Source organism: Caldovatus sediminis (assembly GCF_014644455.1).
Taxonomy (GTDB): domain Bacteria; phylum Pseudomonadota; class Alphaproteobacteria; order Acetobacterales; family Acetobacteraceae; genus Caldovatus; species Caldovatus sediminis.
In genome coordinates this window covers 133506-152056 of the sequence record NZ_BMKS01000006.1, presented here as the reverse complement: position 1 = coordinate 152056, position 18551 = coordinate 133506, and the positions used below count along the sequence as shown (strand labels likewise).

Below are 18551 nucleotides of genomic sequence, written 5' to 3'. Positions count from 1 at the left end.
GTGGCCATGACGCGCGGGGGCCCGGGCGATGCCCTCGCCCCGGCGCCGCCGAAACCGGCGGTTGGCAATCCGCCGCCGATATGCTGTTCATCCGGCGACCCCGAACGCGCAGCGACCGCGACATCCGCCCCCGCAAGGTCCCCCCGTGAGAGTCCTCGCCCTCGGCATGGTGCGGAACGAGGCCGATGTCATCGAGGCCTGGGTCCGCCACACCTGCCGCTTCGCCGACGCGCTGGTGGTCGTCGAGAACGGCTCGGCGGACGCCACGCCGGCGATCCTCGCCGCGCTGCAGCGCGAGGGCCTGCCGCTGATCGTGATGGAGTGCCCGACCTACGGCTTCCCGCAGTCCGAGGCGACGACCGCGGCCTTCCGCCGCATGGTGCCCCTGTTCCGCCCCGACGCGGTCCTGCCGCTCGACGCGGACGAGTTCGTGATCGCCCCCTCGCGCGCCGCGCTCGCGCAGGCGCTGGCGGCGATCCCGCAGGGAGCGGTCGGGCGCGTGCGCTGGCGCACCTACGTCCCCTCGCCGGACCAGGCGGGCCGACGCTGCCTCGATCCGCCGCGCGAGATCACGCACCGTCTGCGCGCGGAGCCGAACGCGGTGTTCAAGGTGGTGATCCCGACCGCGGGCCTCGATCCGCAGCGGGTGCGGATCGGCAAGGGGAACCACGCGATCCAGGTGGCGGGGAGCGAGGCGCCGCGCGTGGTGCTGGAGGACCTCCCGCTCGGCCACTTCCCCGTCCGCAGCTACGACCAGATCTGCGCGAAGGCGATCAACAGCTGGGGCGCGCACCTCGCCGCCACGGGCTCGCCCGCGGCCGTGCACGGCAGCTGGCACCTGCGCGACCTGTTCGCCCGCTTCGTCTCCGACCGGCCGCCGCGGCCGGAGGACGTGACCGGGATCGCGATCAACTACGCGCGCAACGGCGGCAGGCCGCTGGCCTGGCCCGAGGCCGTCGTCGAGGACCCGATCGCGGTCGAGCACGCGATCCGCTACGCCGGCATGTCGGCCGGCCCGTCGGGCCTGGGGCTGATCGCGCGCACCCTGGAGGCCGTGGCGCTGCGCGCCTCCGGCCGTGCGGCCGAGACGCCGCCGGAGATGCCGGAGGCGGCGGGGCTGACGCTGGACCTGCCGCCGCTGCGGCACCTGGCGGCGCGGCACCGGCCGCGCTCGGCGCTGCAGCTCGGCTGCGGCGCCGGCGGCTACCTGCGCGCCCTCATGGCCCGGGAGGGGGTGGAGGAGGTGTTCGGCGTGGACGACGCCGCGCCCGACCGGTTCCTGGTGGCGCCGGACCGCTTCGCGCGGCGCCCGCTCGGCGAGGCCTTCGATCTCGGCCGGCGCCATGACCTCGTCTTCTGCATCGAGACGCAGCGGCCGATCGGCGCGGCGGAGACGGAGGCCGAGGCGCTGGTCGGCAATCTCGTCCGCCACGCGCACGGGAGCGGGCGGGTGGTGTTCTCGGCCGCGATGGCCGCGCCGGACGGCACGCCGACGATCCGCTGGCGGCCACTCGCGGAGTGGCTGGGCCGCTTCGCCGCGCGCGGCTGGCGCCCCTGCCTGTTCGAGACCCTCGCGCTGCGCGGCCTGGCGAGCCTGCCCTGGCTGCGCGCGGGGCTCCTCGTGCTCGCCGCGGAGGAGGCGCCGGCGGAGACGGAGGCCGCGGCCGCGCACCTCGTCGCCCTGGACGCGCCGGCGCCGCCGCGGTGGCCGGCCGCGCCGCGGCCGCGCGTCATCGCGCATCCGCTGCGGGACCCTCTCCGGCCTGCCTGAGGCGCCGCGCCAGGGAGCCGCGCGCCCGCTCAGCCCTCGGCGAGCTCGATCACCGCGTCCGCGGCGTAGCAGCCCTGGCCCTCGGGCAGCACCAGCAGCGGGTTCACGTCCACGCTGCGCAGCCGTGGCCCGGCCGCCGCCGCGAAGGCGGAGAGCCGCGACAGCGCCCGCGCCAGCGCCGCCACGTCCGCCTTCGGCCGCCCGCGCGCGCCGTCGAGCAGCGGGAAGCCGCGCAGCGAGCGCACCATCCGCTCCGCCTGCGCCGGGTCGAGCGGGCAGCGGTGCAGCGCGAAGTCCTTCAGCACCTCGATGAACACGCCGCCGAGGCCCACCATCGCCACCGGCCCGAACACCGGATCGCGCGTGATGCCGAGCGCCATCTCCACCGCGCCGGCGATCTGCTTCGCCACCAGCACGCCCTCGATGCGCGCGCCCGGCGCCCGCTCGCGCGCCCGCTCGAGCAGCGTCGCGACGCCGGCGCGCACGCCCGCGGCGTCGCGCACGTCGAGCAGCACGCCGCCGATCTCGCTCTTGTGCAGGATGTCGGGGGAGAGGATCTTCAGCACCACCGGGTAGCCGATCTCCTCCGCCGCCGCGACCGCGGCCGCCGCGTCGCCGCAGGCGCGCTCCGGCACCGCCGGCACGCCGGCCTCGGCGAGCAGGCGCTTGGCCACCGCCTCGCTCGGCGTCGTCCCGGGCAGGCGCACCTCGGGCAGCGGCACCGCGGCGGCGGTCTGCCCGGCCCGCGCGAAGGACTCGCCGAAGCGGCCCATGGCGTGCAGCGCCACCACCGCGCGCGAGGGGTCCTCGAAGACCAGGAACCCGTCCTCCTCGTAGCGCCGGCGCCCCTCCTCCGGCAGGATGGCGGAGAGCACCCAGAGCCGGTCCGGATGCCGGGCGATCGCGCCCTTGAGCTGCTCGCGCAGCGCCTCGCCCACCGTGCGCGAGCCGGCGGTCTGGGTGAAGAAGGCGATGATGCTGGAATAGCCCCCGTCCGCGGCGACGCTCTCGGCGAAGCGGCCGACGAGGGGCCAGTCGTTCGCCACCTGCGCCGTGCAGTCCACCGGGTTGCGCGGCCCGCAGAACGGCACCAGCGCGCGCAGCTCCGCCTGCGCCGCCTCCGGCATCGGCGGCATGGCGAGGCCGAGCGCCTCCGCCGCGTCGGAGATCAGCACGCCGGCGCCGCCCGAGATGGTCAGCACGCCGAGCGTGTTGCGCGCCGGGTAGATGCGCTTCGTCGCGGCGTAGGCGATGTCGAGCATCTCCTCCGTCGTGCGCGCGCGCACCACGCCGAACTCGTCGAGCACGGCCTGCGTCACCGCGTCGTCGCCGGCGATGGAGGCGGTGTGCGACCTCGCCGCGTGGGCGCCGAGCGCGCTGCGCCCGACCTTCATCATCACCACCGGCTTGCGGTTGCGCCGCGCCAGGTCGAGCGCGGCGACGAAGCGCTCGCTCTCGCGGATGCCCTCGGCGTAGGCGGCGATGACGTCCACCTCCTCCGACTGCGCCATCCAGCCGATCACCTCGCCGACCGAGAGGTCGGCCTCGTTGCCGGTCATGATGCAGATCGGCGTGCCGAGGCCGCGCGCGCGCGCGATGGTGAAGATGTGCGTGCCGTAGGCGCCGGACTGGCTGGCGATGCCGATCCGCCCCGGCAGCGGCCAGCCCTGCTCGAAGGAGGTCGAGAAGGTCGGGTAGAAATTGATCGCCGCGTTGAACAGGCCGAGGCTGTTCGGCCCGAGGATGCGCATCCCGTGCCGCCGCGCGGTCGCGACCAGCGCCGCCTGCGCCGCCGCGCCCGCCTCGTCCACCTCGGCGAAGCCGGAGGTGAAGACGATCGCCGCGCGGCAGCCGCGCGCGCCGAGCGCCTCCACTGCCTCGTTCGCGAGCGCGCCCGGCACGGCGACGATGGCGACGTCCGGCGCCTCCGGCAGCGCCGCGACGGAGGCGAAGGCCGGCAGCCCCTGCACCGTCGGGCGGTTCGGGTTCACCGGCCAGACCGCGCCGGCGAAGCCCTGCTGCTTCAGGTAGGCGATCGGTCGCCCGCCGATCCGCTTCGGATCGTCGGAGGCGCCGACGATGGCGACGGAGCGCGGGCGCACCAGCGCGTCGAGCGCGGCGAAGTCGGCAGGGCCGGCAGGGGCCGGCGCTGCGGCGGGTTGCGTGCGGGTGCCGCGATCGGCCGGCATGCGACATCTCTCTCAAGGTTGCAGGGTCGCGGCAGGCTGCGGCAGGCGTCGCGGCCGGGCAAGGGGGCGGCGCGCGTCAGAAGGTGTCGCCGCGGGGCATCTCCGACGGGCGCGCCGCGGCGGCCTCGCCCCCTTCGCCCTCCATTCCGCCTGCGCGCGACTCGCCGCTCGCCGGGGCCGTCGGCGCGTCCGGCGCCGGGTCGGGGGCCGGGCCTTCGGGGACGGGGGGCGTCGCCATGGGGGACTCGGGCTCGGCGGGAGCCCGGGGCCGCCTGTCGGGCCTGGCAGCCGGCTGCGGCGATCGCCGGCGTTCGCGCCGTCGCGGCATGTCGGTCGCACCTCGCGCCACATCCTGCCCGCGAGCGCGCCGCACCCGCGGACACGTCCTCAGCCGCAGAACGCGCCAGGCCGCAAATGGTGGCGCGGGACGGGGGCGCGAGCCGTGCCCCTCGCCCTCGCCGCGCCGATCAGATCGCGTCGGGCGAGAGCACCATGCAGCCGCCGCGGCTGCGCATCCGTTCGCAGGCGGCGTTGGCAGCCTCGCGCGACAGGCCGGTGACGCGGGCGCGGTAGAGCGTGCTGCGCCCCTGCGAGACCGGCTGGACGACGGTGCGCGCACCGAGCGCGCGGATCGCGTCGCGCGCCTGGTTGGCGGCGTTGCGAGCCTGCTCAGCGGAGCTGAAGGCGCCGACCTGCACCCCCCAGCCCGGGCCAGGGGTGCCGCGCTGCGGGCGGTCGTTGCGCGCTGCGGCCGGCAGGACGGACGCCTGGGCCTGCGACATCAGGCTGAAGCCGCCGCGGCCGGTGCGCTGCGGCTCGGCCGGCGCCGCCGCGGCCGGCGCGCGCGTGGCGGAGGCGTCGCGCATCGCGGCTCCGGGCGCCGCACCCCGCCGCTGCGGCAGCTCCACCCGCGCGGCCGCGAGCAGGGAGCGGGTCGCCGGCGGTCCCGCGCCGACCGGCAGCGGGGGCGGCGCCGGCAGGCCGGAGATCGCCGTGCCGCCGGCGCCGATGCCCTCCGGCCGCGCGCGCGCCAGGGCCGCGGCGCCTTCCGGCGTGCTGCCGTCCGGGATGGGTTCCATGGCGACGACGATGCCGGCGCGCGGGTCCACGCTCGCCACGCGCTGCGGCGGCGCGCTGGCGGCAGGTGTCGCCGCGGCGAGCGCCGTGCCCGAGGCGGGCTCGGCCGTTGCCGGCGGCGCGCCGGCGCGCGCGAGCATGGAGGCCGCCTCGATGCGCTGGCGCTGCTCGCGCAGCGCCATCATGGTGCCGGCGTCCATCCGCCGCGGGCCGGGGCGGATGTCCAGCGGAATCTCCGCCGCCGCGTACACCTCGGGCGGGGCGCGGCGGGCCGGGGTGGCGTCGATGATGCGCGGCCCGACCCGCGCGACGTAGTTCCGCGTCTCGCTCGGCAGGCCGCGGCCGCCCCAGAGGTAGTCCTCGAGCCGCCGCGGGCCGGCGTTGTAGGCGGCGAGGAAGGCGGGCGAACCGAACAGGTCGTACATCTCGCGGATGTACGCCGCGCCGGCCATGATGTTGTCGTAGGGATGGTAGGGATCGTCGCCGAGGCCGTAACGCGCCCGCAGCTCGCGGTAGGTCCCGGGCATCACCTGCATCAGCCCCATCGCGCCGGCCCGGCTGGTCGCGGTGGCGCGGCCGGCGCTCTCCTGGCGCATGACCTCGCGGATCCAGGTCTCGGGCACGTCGAAGCGCCGCGACGCCTCGCGGATCCAGGGGCCCCAGGGATCGTGCGGCGGCCCGGGCGGGTCGTAGCTGTCGGGGCGGTTGTACAGGCTGCCGGCGCTGGCCGTCGCCGGCCGCTCCTGCTTGCCGCATCCGGCGAGCGCCACGGCGGCCAGCAGCGAAACGGCCAGGAGCGGCCGAACGGAACCCTGTGGAAGTCGGAGCATCCGCGCGATCTCCGTCGGGCTGGGACCGCCGAATCCCCGAGGCCTGCCCCCCTGCGGCCGCAACGCCGTCCCCACGGCGCCCCGCCAGGCCTACCCCGACGTTCAGGCGGATCTCTGAGCGTCTTTGCTCCTTCCACCGCTATCGGAAGCTTCGATGTAAAGCAAGACCGAAGCGATTCCGCAAGGGACAAGTGTCTTTCGCGTCGCACTGTGGCGCGCACGCCACTATCCTGGTGTGCCGCCGTCGCGTCCGCTCGCGCAGGCCGACGCGCGCGATGCCGGCGCCGTCCGCTTCGCGGGGACCGCCTTGCCGCCGGACGCGCGGACCTCAGCGCCCCGTCAGGATGCGCTGGACGAGCTGCTTCACCGTCGGGATGAATCCGTTCGAATAGAACGGGTCGGAGGCGAAGCGGAAGGCGTTGTGTCCTGCGAACATCAGGTTCCGCTCGACCGAGCCGTTGTGCGCGATGTCCTGCAGCGTCTTCTGGATGCAGAAGCTGCGCGGGTCCGCCTTCTTGCCGGTCGAGTAGTCGGGCTCGTGCTGCGACCAGTTGGAGAAGCGGCAGCTCGAAAGGCAGCCCATGCACTCCACCTGGTCCTGCAGGATCTCCTGCTGCTTCTCGGGGGTGACGAAGACCAGCGTGTTGTCCGGCGTGCGCATCGCCTCGGTGTGGCCTTCGGCCTCCCACTGGCGGGCGCGGCCGTAGTCCCGCGGCGTCAGCCAGACCGGGCGCTTGCGCGGCCCGACGCCGTACTCCACCGTGTGCTCGCCGACCGGCTCGGCGGTGTAGGCGACCTGGCGCTCGTTGCGCGCCTCGAGCTCGCGGATGAACTCGTTGCGCACGGCGGAGCTGTAGAAGCCGGTGGGCGAGAAGCGCTGCAGCAGCACGTCGCCCTCCTTCAGCGTCAGCAGCCGCTGCTTCCAGGCGTCGGAGATCGGGCTCTCCTTCGTCAGCAGCGGCCGGGTGCCGAACTGGAAGGCGATCGGGCCGAGCTCCTTGTTGTCGATCCAGTCCTCCCACTCCTCCAGCCACCAGACGCCGCCGGCCATGATGATCGGCGTGTCGTCGAGGCCGAACTCGCGCATCTGCTGGCGCAGCCTGAGCACGCGCGGATAGGGCGGCTCCGGCTGCTGCGGGTCCTCGGAGTTGGAGAGGCCGTTGTGCCCGCCGGCGAGCCACGGGTCCTCGTACACCACGCCGCCCAGCCACTCCCGCGCCTTGTGGTAGCTCCGCTTCCACAGGGCGTTGAAGGCGCGGGCGGAGGAGACGATCGGGTAGTAGAAGACGCCGAAGTCGCGCGCGATCTCGGCCAGGCGGTAGGGCATCCCGGCGCCGCAGGTGATGCCGTGGATCAGGCCCTTCGCCCCCTCCAGCACGCCGCGGATCACCCGCTCCGCCCCGCCCATCTCCCAGAGGATGTTGGCGTGGATGCGGCCCTGGCCGTTGCGGCGCTCGTGCGCCACGCGCGCCTGGGCGATGCCGCCGGCGACGCCGTAGGCGACCAGCTCCTCATGCCGCTCGCGCCGCGTCCGGCCGTGGTAGACCTGCGGCGCGCGCTCGCCGTTCTCGTCGAAGAAGTCGGCGTTGACCGCGGAGAAGGTGCCGACGCCGCCTTCGCAGGCCCAAGCGCCGGCGGAGGCGCCGTTGGAGACGGAAATGCCCTTGCCGCCCTCGATGAGCGGCAGCACCTCGACGCCCCCCATTCGGATCGGGTTGATCGCCTTCACGCTGCGCTACCCTGCATGGAACCGTGGATGATATGGCGCAGTCCACGCCCGCGCGGGAGTCCCGGCCGGGGGACGCGCCCGCCGCGGGCGGGCCGGGCCCGCCCTGCCGGGGCCGGCCGCGGCGGCCCGTCCGCCCGTCGCCGCCCGCGCCGCCGCTACTCGGCCGCCTGGCGCGGGCCGCCGCCCGCGCCCTCGCGCCGCTCGCCGCGGCGGCCGCCGCCCTCGCCCTCCGGGCGGGGCCGCCGGGCGCCGACCTTCTCGGTGATGTCCTCGCCGGTGGCCTGGTCCACCACCCGCATCGAGAGCTTCACCTTGCCGCGCTCGTCGAAGCCGATGACCTTGACCTTCACGAGGTCGCCCTCCTTGACGACGTCGGTGGTCTTGTTCACCCGCTCCTGGGCGAGCTCGGAGATGTGCACGAGGCCGTCGCGCGAGCCGAGGAAGTTGACGAAGGCGCCGAACTCGGCGGTCTTCACCACCTTGCCGGTGTAGATCTTGCCGAGCTCGGGCTCGGCCACGATCCCCTGGATCCAGTCGATCGCCCGCTGCGCCGCCTCCGGGCTGGTGGCGGCGATCTTGATCGTGCCGTCGTCCTCGATGTCGATCTTGGTGCCGGTCTGCTCGGTGATCTCGCGGATCACCTTGCCGCCGGAGCCGATCACGTCGCGGATCTTGTCCTTGTTGATCGTGATCACCGTGATGCGCGGCGCCGTGGCGGCGACCTCGGTGCGCGCCCCGGTGATCGCCTTCGCCATCTCGCCGAGGATGTGCATCCGCCCCTCGCGCGCCTGCTCGAGGGCGATCTTCATGATCTCGAAGGTGATCGAGGTGATCTTGATGTCCATCTGCAGCGAGGTGACGCCGACCTCGGTGCCGGCCACCTTGAAGTCCATGTCGCCGAGATGGTCCTCGTCGCCGAGGATGTCGGAGAGCACGGCGAAGCCCCGCTCCTCCTTGATCAGCCCCATCGCGATCCCGGCGCAGGGCCGCTTCAGCGGCACGCCCGCGTCCATCATCGCGAGCGAGCTGCCGCACACCGTCGCCATCGAGGAGGAGCCGTTCGACTCGGTGATCTCGGAGACGACGCGGATGGTGTAGGGGAACTTCTCCTTCTCCGGCAGCAGCGGGTGCAGCGCCCGCCAGGCGAGCTTGCCGTGGCCGACCTCGCGCCGGCCGGGGGAGCCGAGCCGCCCGGTCTCGTTCACCGAGTAGGGCGGGAAGTTGTAGTGCAGCAGGAAGTCCTCGCGGTACTCGCCGGCGAGCGCGTCAATGATCTGCTCGTCCTGCCCGGTGCCGAGGGTGGCGACGCAGAAGGCCTGCGTCTCGCCGCGGGTGAACAGGGCGGAGCCGTGCGCGCGCGGCAGCACGCCGACCTCGGCGACGATCGGGCGGATGTCCCGGGTGCCGCGCCCGTCGATGCGGATGCCGGTGTCGAGGATGGCGTTGCGCACCACCTCGGCCTCGAGCTCCTTGAACAGGCCCTTGGCCTTCTCGGGGTCCACGCCCTCGGTGGCGAGCCGCTCCAGCACCGCCTTCCTCGCCGCCGCCACCTTCTCGTGGCGCAGCAGCTTCTGCGTCTCGCGGTAGGCCTCGGCGACCGGGGCGCGCCCCAGCTCGAACACGCGCGCCTTCAGCGCCTTCTCCTCCTCGGCCGGCTCGGGCAGCGGCCAGGGCTCCTTCGCGGCGCGCTCGGCCAGCGCGATGATGCCGTCGATCACCGGCTGGAAGCCCCGGTGGCCGAACTCGACGGCGCCGAGCATGACCTCCTCGGACAGCTCCTGCGCCTCGGACTCGACCATCAGCACGCCCTCGGAGGTGCCGGCGACCACCAGCTCGAGCCGGCTCTGCGCGCGCTGCTCCGCCGTCGGGTTCAGCACGTAGCGGCCGTCGATCCAGCCGACCCGCGCCGCGCCGACCGGGCCGAAGAACGGGATGCCGGACAGCGTCAGCGCCGCCGAGCAGCCGACCATCGCCACGATGTCGGGGTCGTTCTCCAGGTCGTGCGACAGCACGGTCGCGATGACCTGCACCTCGTTGCGGAAATTGTCCGGGAAGAGCGGCCGGATCGGCCGGTCGATCAGGCGGGAGACGAGGACCTCGTGCTCCGAGGGCCGGCCCTCGCGCTTGAAGAAGCCGCCCGGGATCTTGCCGGCGGCGAAGGCCTTCTCCTGGTAGTGCACGGTGAGCGGGAAGAAGTCCTGGCCCGCCTTCACGCTGCGGTTGCCGACCGCGGTGCAGAGCACGATGGTGTCGCCGAGACGCGCCATCACCGCGCCGTCGGCCTGGCGGGCGATCTTGCCCGTCTCCAGGGTGAGGGTCTTGTCCCCCCAGGGGATGTCCTTGCGGAAGTAGGCGTCGAACACGTGCGTCGTCCTCATGCGGCCCCCGAACGCGCCTTTGCGCGGGGGGCCCGTTCCGGCGCCGGGCCCGAGGCGCGGCGCCGAGGGTGGCAGGCCCGGCGGGCCCGGCCGCCGCGCGAGATCGCGTGGTGGCGGGCGCCGAACCCGGGTGCGACGCGGTGGGATGCCAGTCAGACCGCCGCCATTTCCTCGTCGCGGGTGGATGGTCGGCGTCTCGGGCGGCATGGTGGCCGCGGGGAGGTGGATCCGCGGCGGGGCGACGGGCAAGGGTCGCCCCTGACCATGTGGCCGGAAACGCCGCCGCGATCCGCTCGGGACGATGGTGTCGCCCCGACCCGTCTCGGTGATGCGCGGCTCTCTGCACCGGTCAGCCCGCCGCGTGCGCGGCGGTCAGCCTGGCCCCCGCAGGCCGGGGGCGGGCCGAGGGCTATATGGCCCGACGCGCTCCGGAATGCCATGAAAATCTCGTCCCGGTCCGGCGGCGCCCGCGCGGCTCCGCCCTCGCGCCGGAGGGCGGGCAACGATCGGGCCGGCGGCACGTTGGCCGGGGCGCGGCGCCCGGCAGCCGGGCCCGCCGCGCAGCCCTGCCCGGCGGAGGGGACACGCAGCATGGCCCGGATGACGATCGCCGCCTTCTACGACAGCGAGGCCGCCGCCAGGCAGGCGGCCGACGCGCTCGCCCGGCAGCTCGGCCTCGAACGCGCCCGGGTGCAGGTCCATGCGGCGCCGGGCGGCGCCAGGGACGAGGGGGAGGACGGACTCCTCGAATGGCTCGCGCGGATCTGGCGGCCGGAGGCCGAGCGCCTCTCGCCCGAGGAGCGGGCGCTGATCGGCGAGGGCCTGCGCCGGGGCGGCGCGGTCCTCTCGACCGAGATCCAGGAGGGTGACCGCCAGCGCGCCACGGAGGTGCTCGAGGCCTGCGGCGCGGTGGACCTCGAGACGCGGGCGATCGAATGGCGCGGCGCGGGCGAAGAAGGCGCCGCGCCGGGGAGCGCCCCTGGCGGCGCCCGCGTGCGCAGCTACTGCTGGGATGCGCCGACCATGGGCGCCCCGACCGGCCCGACCGGGCCGCCGCGCGTGCAGCGCGGACCGGAGCGTCGCCGGATCCGGCGGAGCCGCGGATGAGGGGATTGCGGCGCCGGCGTTCCCGCCGCCGCCCCTCGCGCCGGCGCGCAGGCGGGTCGGACCATCCGGAGGATCGGCGGCGCGGCCGGGAGGAAGCCGGGCGTCGCCGCCGCCTCAGCGGCGCAGGCCGAGCCGGCCGATCAGGCTCTCGTAGCGCGCCTGGTCCTTGCGCCTGAGGTAGTCGAGCAGCGCGCGGCGATGGCCGACCATCATCAGCAGGCCGCGCCGGCTGTGGAAATCCTTGGGATGGGTCTTGAGGTGCTCGGTCAGGTTGCTGATCCGCTCCGAGAGGATCGCCACCTGCACCTCGGGCGAGCCGGTGTCGCCCGGCTTCGTCGCATACTCGTTGATGAGCGCCGTGCGGCGCTCCGCGGTGATCGACATCGGTCTGCTCTCCGTCGTCCGGCCGGGCCGTCAGGCGGCGCCCGGCGCTGCCATGTCCTCGCCCCCGGTCAGCCACCGCTCCGGCTTGAGCAGGCCGTCCTCGAGCCGGCAGAGACCGATCAGGCGCCCCCCCGCCATCGCTCGCACCAGGCCCCCGGAGGGGTCGGCCTCGCGCGGAACCCGGCCCATCAGCTCGACCAGGGAGATCGCCTGGCCGTGCGAGAGGCGGGCGGCCTCCGCCGCGGTGAGGGCCAGCGCCGGGATGTCGGCCAGCGCGGTCTCCACGGGCAGCAGGAGGTCCGGGGAAGGGGGCGGGGTATCGCCGGAACCGGCGATCCTGTCCAGGGGGATCGCGTGCTCCTCGCGGAAGGGCCCGACGCGCAGGCGCCGCAGCGCCGCGATGTGGCCGACCGTGCCGAGGGCGCGGGCGAGGTCGCGGGCGAGCGAGCGCATGTACACCCCCTTCCCGCTCTCGACGAGGAAGACGGCGGTGTCGGGATCGGGCCGCCCGATCAGCTCGAAGCGGTCCACCCGCGCGGGGCGCGGGGCGAGCGCCACCGCCTGGCCCTCGCGCGCGAGGTCGTAGGCGCGCTCGCCTCCGACCTTCACGGCGGAGAAGACCGGCGGGACCTGCAGGATGTCGCCGACGAAGGCGGGCAGCGCGGCGCGGATCGCCTCGTCGCTCGGGCGGACGGGCGAGGTCTCGATCACCCGGCCGTCGGCGTCGTCGGTGTCGCGCGCCTCGCCGAAGCGGAGCGTGAAGCGATAGACCTTGGTGCCGTCCACGACGTAGGGGACGGTCTTGGTCGCGGCGCCGAAGGCGACCGGCAGCACGCCGGTCGCGAGCGGGTCGAGCGTGCCGCCATGCCCGGCCTTCTGCGCCTGGAAGGCGCGCCGGACGATGTTCACCACATCGGTCGAGCCGATGCCGGCGGGCTTGTCCACGATCAGCCAGCCGTCGAGCGGCCGGCCGCGCCGCCGGCGCTGGGCCCGGCGGTGGCGCTGCGCAGTCTCGTTCATCTCTCGGTCCGGTGTTCGGCCTGGTCCACGGGGCGCGGGCGCCCCTCGGCGTCCAGCGCGACGAAGGTGAAGACCGCCTCGGTGACGCGGCGGTTCTCGTCGAGGTGGCGCCGCCAGGCCTCGACGCGGATGCGGAGCGAGCTGCGGCCGACGCCGAGCACCTCGGTGTAGATGCTGACCTCGTCGCCGACGCGCACCGGGGCGAGGAAGCTCATCGCCTCGACGCCGACCGTGGCGACGCGGCCGCGGGCGCGGCGCTGCGCGGCGCTGCCGCCGGCGAGGTCCATCTGCGCCATCAGCCAGCCGCCGAAGATGTCGCCCGAGGGGTTGGTGTCGGCCGGCATGGCGATGACGCGGATCATCGGCTGGCGGTCGGCCGGCGGGCCGTCCCGCGGCGGCGCGGGGGCGGTCATGCGCCTTCCTCGCCCTCCCCCTCGCCGCGGGGCGCGAGGTCGCGCGCCACCTCCGGCCGGCGCATCAGCGCCTCGATCCGCATCGCGCGCTCGAGCGCGGTGTCGTGCTGGAAGTGCAGCTCGGGCGCGAATTTCAGCCGCACCGCGCGCGCCACCCGCGTGCGCAGCAGGGGCGCGGCGCGCCTCAGCCCGGCGAGCTGCGCCGCCGTCAGCTCCCTGCCGAGGCCGGAGACGAAGGCGGTCATGTGCCGGAGGTCGGGCGAGGCCCGCACCTCCGTCACCGTCACCTGCAGCCCCTGCAGGTCGGGGTCGCGGAATTCCTCGCGCGCGAAGGCGGCGGAGAGCGCGTGGCGCACCTCCTCCGCCACGCGGAGCTGGCGCTGGGAGGGGCCTTCGCGGCGCTCGCCGCCGTCCCGCTGCGGCGCGGCGTGCTTCCTGGCCATCGTCGTCGTCCTGCGAAGCGAAGGGCGCAGCGCCGCGTCGGCGCCGCGCCCCGGACCCGGAACCCGGAGGGTGGCGCCGGCGATCAGGCCGCCGCCACCGTCTCCGTCTCGTAGCACTCGATCACGTCGCCGACCTTGATGTCGTCGTAGTTGGCGAAGCTCATGCCGCACTCGTAGCCGTTCTGCACCTCGCGGACGTCGTCCTTGAAGCGCCGCAGCGTCGAGAGCTCGCCCTGGTGGATCACCACGCCGTCGCGCAGCAGGCGCACGCCGGCGCCGCGCCGGACCACGCCCTCCGTCACGCGGCAGCCGGCCACCTTGCCGACCTTCTTGACGTCGAAGACCTGCAGGACCTGCGCGTAGCCGAGGAACTTCTCGCGCTGCACCGGCGCGAGCCGCCCCTTGACCAGCTTCTCGATGTCGTCCGCCACCTCGTAGATGATCGAGTAGTAGCGGATCTCCACGCCCTCGCGCTGCGCCAGCTCCCGCGCCTGCGCGGTGGCGCGCACATTGAAGGCGACGATCACCGCGTTCGAGGCCTTGGCGAGCTGGACGTCGGACTCGGTGATCTGGCCCACCGCGCCGTGCAGCACGCGGACCTTCACCTCCTCGTTGCCGAGCTTGCCGAGGGTCGCGACGATCGCCTCGACCGAGCCCTGCACGTCGGCCTTGACGACGACCGCGACCTCCTTCTGCTCCCCGGCCTGGATGCGGGCGAGCATCTCGTTGAGCGTGCCGCGGCCCGCGCCGGCGGCGAGCGCCGCCTTCTCGCGCGCCCGGCGCTGGCGGTATTCGCTGATCTCGCGCGCCCGCGCCTCGTCCGGCACCACGATGCAGTGCTCGCCCGCGGCCGGCACGCCGGAGAGGCCGAGGATCTCGACCGGCAGCGAGGGCGGCGCTTCCTTGATCTGGCGTCCGCGGTCGTCGAGCATCGCCCGCACCCGGCCCCACTCGGTGCCGGCCACGACGATGTCGCCCTGGCGCAGCGTGCCGCGCTGCACCAGCACCGTCGCGACCGGGCCGCGGCCGCGGTCGAGCTTGCTCTCGATCACCGTGCCCTCGGCCGGGCGGTTCGGGTTCGCCCTGAGGTCCAGGATCTCGGCCTGCAGCAGGATCGCCTCGAGCAGCTTGTCGAGGTTGATCCTCTGCGTCGCGGAGACCTCGACCTCCTGCGTCTCGCCGCCCAGGGATTCGACGACGACCTCGTGCTGCAGCAGCTCCTGCCGCACCCGGTCGGGCCGCACGCCCGGCTTGTCGATCTTGTTGATGGCGACGATCAGCGGGACGTTCGCCGCGCGGGCATGGCGGATCGCCTCCACCGTCTGCGGCATCACGCCGTCGTCCGCCGCGACCACCAGCACGACCATGTCCGTCACGCTCGCGCCGCGCGCGCGCATGGCGGTGAAGGCCTCGTGGCCCGGCGTGTCGATGAAGGTCACCTTGCCGCCGGAGGGCAGCTCGATCTGGTAGGCGCCGATGTGCTGGGTGATGCCGCCCGCCTCGTGCGCCGCCACGTCGGTCTGGCGCAGCGCGTCGAGCAGCGAGGTCTTGCCGTGGTCCACATGGCCCATGATCGTCACCACCGGCGGCCGCGGCTGCAGCTCCGCCTCGGTGTCCGGCGCGCCCTCGAGCCCCAGCTCGACGTCGCTCTCGGCGACGCGCTTCGGCCTGTGGCCCATCTCGGTCACGACCAGCTCCGCCGTGTCGGCGTCGATGGTCTGCGTCAGCGTCGCCATCACGCCCATGCGGAAGAGCGTCTTCACCACCTCGCCGCCGCGCGCGGCCATGCGGTTGGCGAGCTCCTGCACCGTGATGGTCTCGGGGATCACTACCTCGCGCACCACCCGCTCCTGGCCGGAGCGCAGGCGCGCCAGCTCCTGCTGGCGCCGCTCGCGCTCGCGCTGGCGGCGGAGCGAGGCGATCGAGCGGATGCGCTCGTCCTCGCCCTCCACCGCGGCGGCGACGTCGATGCGGCCGGTGCTCCGGCGCTCCGGCAGCAGCGCGCCCTTGCGGGCGGGGGTCGGGGCGGGCCGGCGCGTCGCGGCGCCGGGCGCGCCGCCGGGGCGGCGGATGCCGCCGGCCGGGCGGCGCGGGCCCTCCTCCTCCTCCTCGCCGGGAACCCGGGCGCGCAGGGTCAGGCGCGGCGCGACCTCGCCGGGGGGGGCTCCCGCCGGCGCGCCGGCCGCCGCGGCCGGGCGCCGCGGCACGATGCCGGCGGGACGCGCGGCGGCGCCGGGGGCGGGTCGGGCGGCGGTATCGGCGGCGGGGGCGCGCGCGACGGCGGCCTCCGGCGCAGCGGCGGGCGCGCCCTTCGCCTCGCCCTCGGCGCGGCGGCGCTCCTCCTCGGCCTTGCGTGCCGCCTCCTCCTCGGCGCGGCGGCGCTCCTCCTCGGCCTTGCGCGCTGCCTCCTCCTCGGCGCGGCAGCGCTCCTCCTCGGCCTTGCGCGCTGCCTCCTCGGCCGCGCTGCGCACCATCAGCGCCTGGCGCTCGCGCGCCTCGCGCTCGCGCTGCGCCTCGAGGCGGCGCTGCTCCTCCAGCACGCGCTGGCGGGTGGCGAGTTCCGCCTGGGTGAGCGGGCGCCCGCCGGGCGCGGCGGCGCCGGGGCGCCCGGCACCGCCAGGGCGCGCGGCCGCGCCGCCGCCCGGCCGCGGCGCGGCCGCGCCGGGCGCGGCGGCGCCGGGGCGCCCGGCGCTCGGGGTCACGGCGCGCTTCTTCAGCACCTCGACCTGCACCACCTTGCTGCGGCCGTGGCTGAAGCTCTGCCGCACGCTGCCCGCGTCTACCGTCTTGCCCAGTTCCAGGCGGCCGCCGCCGGGCCGAAGGCTCAGCCGGCTCCTGCCCGAATCCTGTTCGTTATGGTCGCTCATCCGTCCGCCGATCCGAACCCGTTCCCGTTTCGTAGTTTCTCGCTTCGTCTGTCCTGCCGGCGAGGCGCTCCGCCTCGCCCTCATTCTCCGCGTCGAGGGATGCGCCCCGCTGCCGCATCCCCTCCGCCGCAATCCCGGCCAGCCTGCCGGCCTCCGCCTTGACCGCCTGCGCCAGCCGCCCCGGCGCCAATGCGACATGCACCGCGCGGTCGCGCCCGAAGGCGGCGCCGAGCTCGGCCGCGTCCAGCGGCGTCACCACCGCGATCTCGCGCCCCCCGACGAGCCGCCGGCGCTCCGCCGGGCTGCCGTCCGCCGCCTGGACCACCAGCGCGGCGCGCCCCTCCTTCAGCCACTCCTGCGCCTTCTGGAACCCGCACACCGCCTGCCCGGCGCGCCGCGCGAAGCCGAGGAGATCGCGGATCCGGCGCCTGAGGCCGGCCTCGATCCGTGCGCGAAGGTCCGGGGGCACCTGCACGGGCCCGCGCGCGGCCCTGGCAAAGGCCCCGCGGAGGCTGGCGCGTTCTAGCACATCGCGCCGCGCGCTCAACCACATTCCCCGCCCCGGCAGCCGGCCCTCGAGGTCGGGGACCACGGTCCGGTCCGGCGCCAGGACGAAGCGGATCATCGCCTCCTTCGGCAGCCGCTCGCGCGTGACGAGGCAGCGCCGCAGCGGGCCGCGCTCCTCCTCGTCCGCATCCTCCCCGGGCGGCGGGCCGGGCGGGGCGGGGATCCCGGCCGGGGCGGTGTCAGCTTCCCTGCGCGTGGCCCGCCTCCCCGCCGGCCGCCTGGCCCGCGGCGGCACCCTGCGCCGCGGCCGCGGCCTGCGCGTCCTCCTCGAACCAGTGCTGGCGCGCGGCCATGATGATGGCGTTGGCGGTCTCCTCGTCCATCGCCTCGGCGCCGACGATCTCGATCAGCTCGTCCGAGGCGAGGTCGGCGAGGTCGTCGAGGGTCTTCACCCCCTTCTCGCCGAGCGCGACCAGCATCGCGGGCGTCAGCCCCTCGATCGCGGCCACCTCGTCCGTGACGCCGAGCTCCCGCCGCCGGTCGTCGAACTCGGCGTCGCGCTTCTCGAGGTAGGCCATGGCGCGGCGCTTCAGCTCGGCGGCGACGTTCTCGTCGAAGCCCTCGATGCCGGCGAGCTCCTCGTCCTCGACCGCGACGATCTCCTCGATCGAGCCGAAGCCCTCGGTCACGAGCAGGCCGGCGATCACGTCGTCCACGTCGAGCGCCTCGACGAAGAGGGCGCTGCGGCGGCGGAACTCCTCCTGCCGGCGCTCGCTCTCCTCGGCCTCGGTGAGGATGTCGATGTCCCAGCGGGTGAGCTGCGAGGCGAGGCGCACGTTCTGCCCGCGCCGGCCGATGGCGAGGCTGAGCTGGTCGTCGGGCACCACCACCTCGCAGCGGCGGTTCTCGTCGTCCAGCACCACCTTGGTCACCTCGGCCGGGGCGAGGGCGTTGACGATGAAGGTGGCGGGGTCCGGCGACCAGGGGATGATGTCGATCTTCTCGCCCTGCAGCTCGGCCACCACCGCCTGCACGCGGCTGCCGCGCATGCCGACGCAGGCGCCGACCGGGTCGATGGAGCTGTCGCGGCTCACCACCGCCATCTTGGCGCGGCTGCCGGGATCGCGCGCCACCGCCTTGATCTCGATGATGCCGTCGTAGATCTCCGGCACCTCCTGCGCGAACAGCTTGGCGAGGAAGCCGGGATGCGTGCGGGAGAGGAAGATCTGCGGCCCGCGCGGCTCCTCGCGCACGTCGTAGATGTAGGCGCGCACCCGGTCGCCGTTGCGGAAGGACTCGCGCGGGATGCACTCGTCGCGGCGGAGCAGCGCCTCGGCGCGGCCGAGGTCCACCATCAGGTTGCCGTACTCGGTGCGCTTGACGATGCCGTTGACGATCTCGCCGACGCGGTCCTTGTACTCCTCGTACTGCTTCTTGCGCTCGACCTCGCGCACCCGCTGCACGATCACCTGCTTGGCGGTCTGCGCGGCGATGCGGCCGAAGTCGATCGGCGGCAGCGGGTCCACGATGAACTCGCCCGGCTTGATGCCCGGCTTGATCTTCTGCGCGATGCGCAGCGGGATCTGGGTCGCCTCGTTCTCGACCGGCTCCTGCTCGACCACCTCGGTCCAGCGGGAGAGCTTCACCTCGCCGGTCTTGCGGTCGATGGTGGCGCGGATGTCCTTCTCGTGCCCGTACTTGGCGCGGCCGGCCTTCTGGATGGCCTGCTCCATCGCCTCGAGCACCTCCTCGCGCTCGATCATCTTCTCGCGCGCGACGGCCTCCGCCACCTGCAGCAGCTCGGGGCGCGCGATCGCGACATCCACGGCCATGGTC

The 18551-nt window shown here is 74.9% G+C and carries 13 protein-coding genes; 2 read left to right on the top strand and 11 right to left on the bottom strand.

Annotated features, from left to right (window positions below; translation table 11 throughout):
* The first annotated feature begins 145 nt into the window (after window positions 1-145).
* The gene (locus IEX99_RS11810; RefSeq protein ID WP_188900446.1) at window positions 146-1771 is read left to right on the top strand and encodes a glycosyltransferase family 2 protein; all 1626 of its coding nucleotides are present in this window, start codon (window positions 146-148) and stop codon (window positions 1769-1771) included.
* Window positions 1772-1800: 29 nt separating this feature from the next.
* Here the strand turns inward: IEX99_RS11810 and IEX99_RS11805 are convergent, their stop codons facing one another.
* From IEX99_RS11805 to pnp, 4 genes are all read right to left on the bottom strand, one after another.
* Window positions 1801-3960: an acetate--CoA ligase family protein gene (locus IEX99_RS11805; RefSeq protein WP_188900444.1), complete on the bottom strand. Its 2160-nt coding sequence runs from the start codon at window positions 3958-3960 to the stop codon at window positions 1801-1803.
* 467 nt (window positions 3961-4427) lie between these two features.
* Window positions 4428-5867: a lytic transglycosylase domain-containing protein gene (locus IEX99_RS11800; protein WP_188900441.1), complete on the bottom strand. Its 1440-nt coding sequence runs from the start codon at window positions 5865-5867 to the stop codon at window positions 4428-4430.
* 328 nt (window positions 5868-6195) lie between these two features.
* Window positions 6196-7596, bottom strand: coding sequence for an NAD(P)H-dependent flavin oxidoreductase (locus tag IEX99_RS11795; protein ID WP_188900439.1), 1401 nt, complete (start codon window positions 7594-7596; stop codon window positions 6196-6198).
* 155 nt (window positions 7597-7751) lie between these two features.
* The gene (gene pnp, locus IEX99_RS11790; RefSeq protein ID WP_373285190.1) at window positions 7752-9974 is read right to left on the bottom strand and encodes a polyribonucleotide nucleotidyltransferase; all 2223 of its coding nucleotides are present in this window, start codon (window positions 9972-9974) and stop codon (window positions 7752-7754) included.
* Window positions 9975-10565: 591 nt separating this feature from the next.
* On the opposite strand from pnp, the gene IEX99_RS11785 reads away from it, so the two are divergent.
* Entirely contained in the window at window positions 10566-11081 is a 516-nt protein-coding gene (locus IEX99_RS11785; RefSeq protein WP_188900437.1) for a hypothetical protein, read from the top strand.
* A gap of 114 nt (window positions 11082-11195) precedes the next feature.
* On the opposite strand, the gene rpsO is transcribed toward IEX99_RS11785, so the two are convergent.
* The 7 genes from rpsO to nusA form a co-directional block, all read right to left on the bottom strand.
* Window positions 11196-11465 carry a 30S ribosomal protein S15 gene (rpsO, locus tag IEX99_RS11780; RefSeq protein ID WP_188900435.1) on the bottom strand — a complete coding sequence of 90 codons (270 nt, stop codon included), beginning with the start codon at window positions 11463-11465 and terminating at the stop codon, window positions 11196-11198.
* 30 nt (window positions 11466-11495) lie between these two features.
* Window positions 11496-12485 (bottom strand): tRNA pseudouridine(55) synthase TruB, encoded by a 990-nt coding sequence (gene truB / locus IEX99_RS11775; RefSeq protein WP_188900433.1) that lies wholly within the window; start codon window positions 12483-12485, stop codon window positions 11496-11498.
* The gene (locus IEX99_RS11770) at window positions 12482-12898 is read right to left on the bottom strand and encodes an acyl-CoA thioesterase (RefSeq protein ID WP_188900431.1); all 417 of its coding nucleotides are present in this window, start codon (window positions 12896-12898) and stop codon (window positions 12482-12484) included. The genes truB and IEX99_RS11770 overlap by 4 nt, the downstream gene beginning before the upstream one ends.
* The gene (rbfA, locus tag IEX99_RS11765) at window positions 12895-13341 is read right to left on the bottom strand and encodes a 30S ribosome-binding factor RbfA (RefSeq protein WP_188900429.1); all 447 of its coding nucleotides are present in this window, start codon (window positions 13339-13341) and stop codon (window positions 12895-12897) included. The genes IEX99_RS11770 and rbfA overlap by 4 nt, the downstream gene beginning before the upstream one ends.
* An 83-nt stretch (window positions 13342-13424) precedes the next feature.
* Window positions 13425-16208 (bottom strand): translation initiation factor IF-2, encoded by a 2784-nt coding sequence (infB, locus tag IEX99_RS11760; protein WP_188900427.1) that lies wholly within the window; start codon window positions 16206-16208, stop codon window positions 13425-13427.
* A complete protein-coding gene (locus IEX99_RS11755) occupies window positions 16195-17010 on the bottom strand; it encodes an RNA-binding protein (RefSeq protein ID WP_408869351.1) in 816 nt (271 codons plus the stop codon). Before IEX99_RS11755 ends, infB begins: the two co-directional genes overlap by 14 nt.
* On the bottom strand, window positions 16955-18547 hold the full coding sequence (gene nusA / locus IEX99_RS11750) for a transcription termination factor NusA (RefSeq protein WP_188900425.1): 1593 nt from the start codon (window positions 18545-18547) through the stop codon (window positions 16955-16957). The genes IEX99_RS11755 and nusA overlap by 56 nt, the downstream gene beginning before the upstream one ends.
* Between the last annotated feature and the right edge of the window lie 4 nt (window positions 18548-18551).

Coding starts and splice junctions, on each gene's coding strand:
- infB (WP_188900427.1), bottom strand. CDS start 16,208: ATGAGCGACCATAACGAACAGGATTCGGGCAGGAGCCGGCTGAGCCTT.
- rpsO (WP_188900435.1), bottom strand. CDS start 11,465: ATGTCGATCACCGCGGAGCGCCGCACGGCGCTCATCAACGAGTATGCG.
- rbfA (WP_188900429.1), bottom strand. CDS start 13,341: ATGGCCAGGAAGCACGCCGCGCCGCAGCGGGACGGCGGCGAGCGCCGC.
- IEX99_RS11770 (WP_188900431.1), bottom strand. CDS start 12,898: ATGACCGCCCCCGCGCCGCCGCGGGACGGCCCGCCGGCCGACCGCCAG.
- IEX99_RS11805 (WP_188900444.1), bottom strand. CDS start 3,960: ATGCCGGCCGATCGCGGCACCCGCACGCAACCCGCCGCAGCGCCGGCC.
- truB (WP_188900433.1), bottom strand. CDS start 12,485: ATGAACGAGACTGCGCAGCGCCACCGCCGGGCCCAGCGCCGGCGGCGC.
- IEX99_RS11800 (WP_188900441.1), bottom strand. CDS start 5,867: ATGCTCCGACTTCCACAGGGTTCCGTTCGGCCGCTCCTGGCCGTTTCG.
- nusA (WP_188900425.1), bottom strand. CDS start 18,547: ATGGCCGTGGATGTCGCGATCGCGCGCCCCGAGCTGCTGCAGGTGGCG.
- IEX99_RS11785 (WP_188900437.1), top strand. CDS start 10,566: ATGGCCCGGATGACGATCGCCGCCTTCTACGACAGCGAGGCCGCCGCC.
- pnp (WP_373285190.1), bottom strand. CDS start 9,974: ATGAGGACGACGCACGTGTTCGACGCCTACTTCCGCAAGGACATCCCC.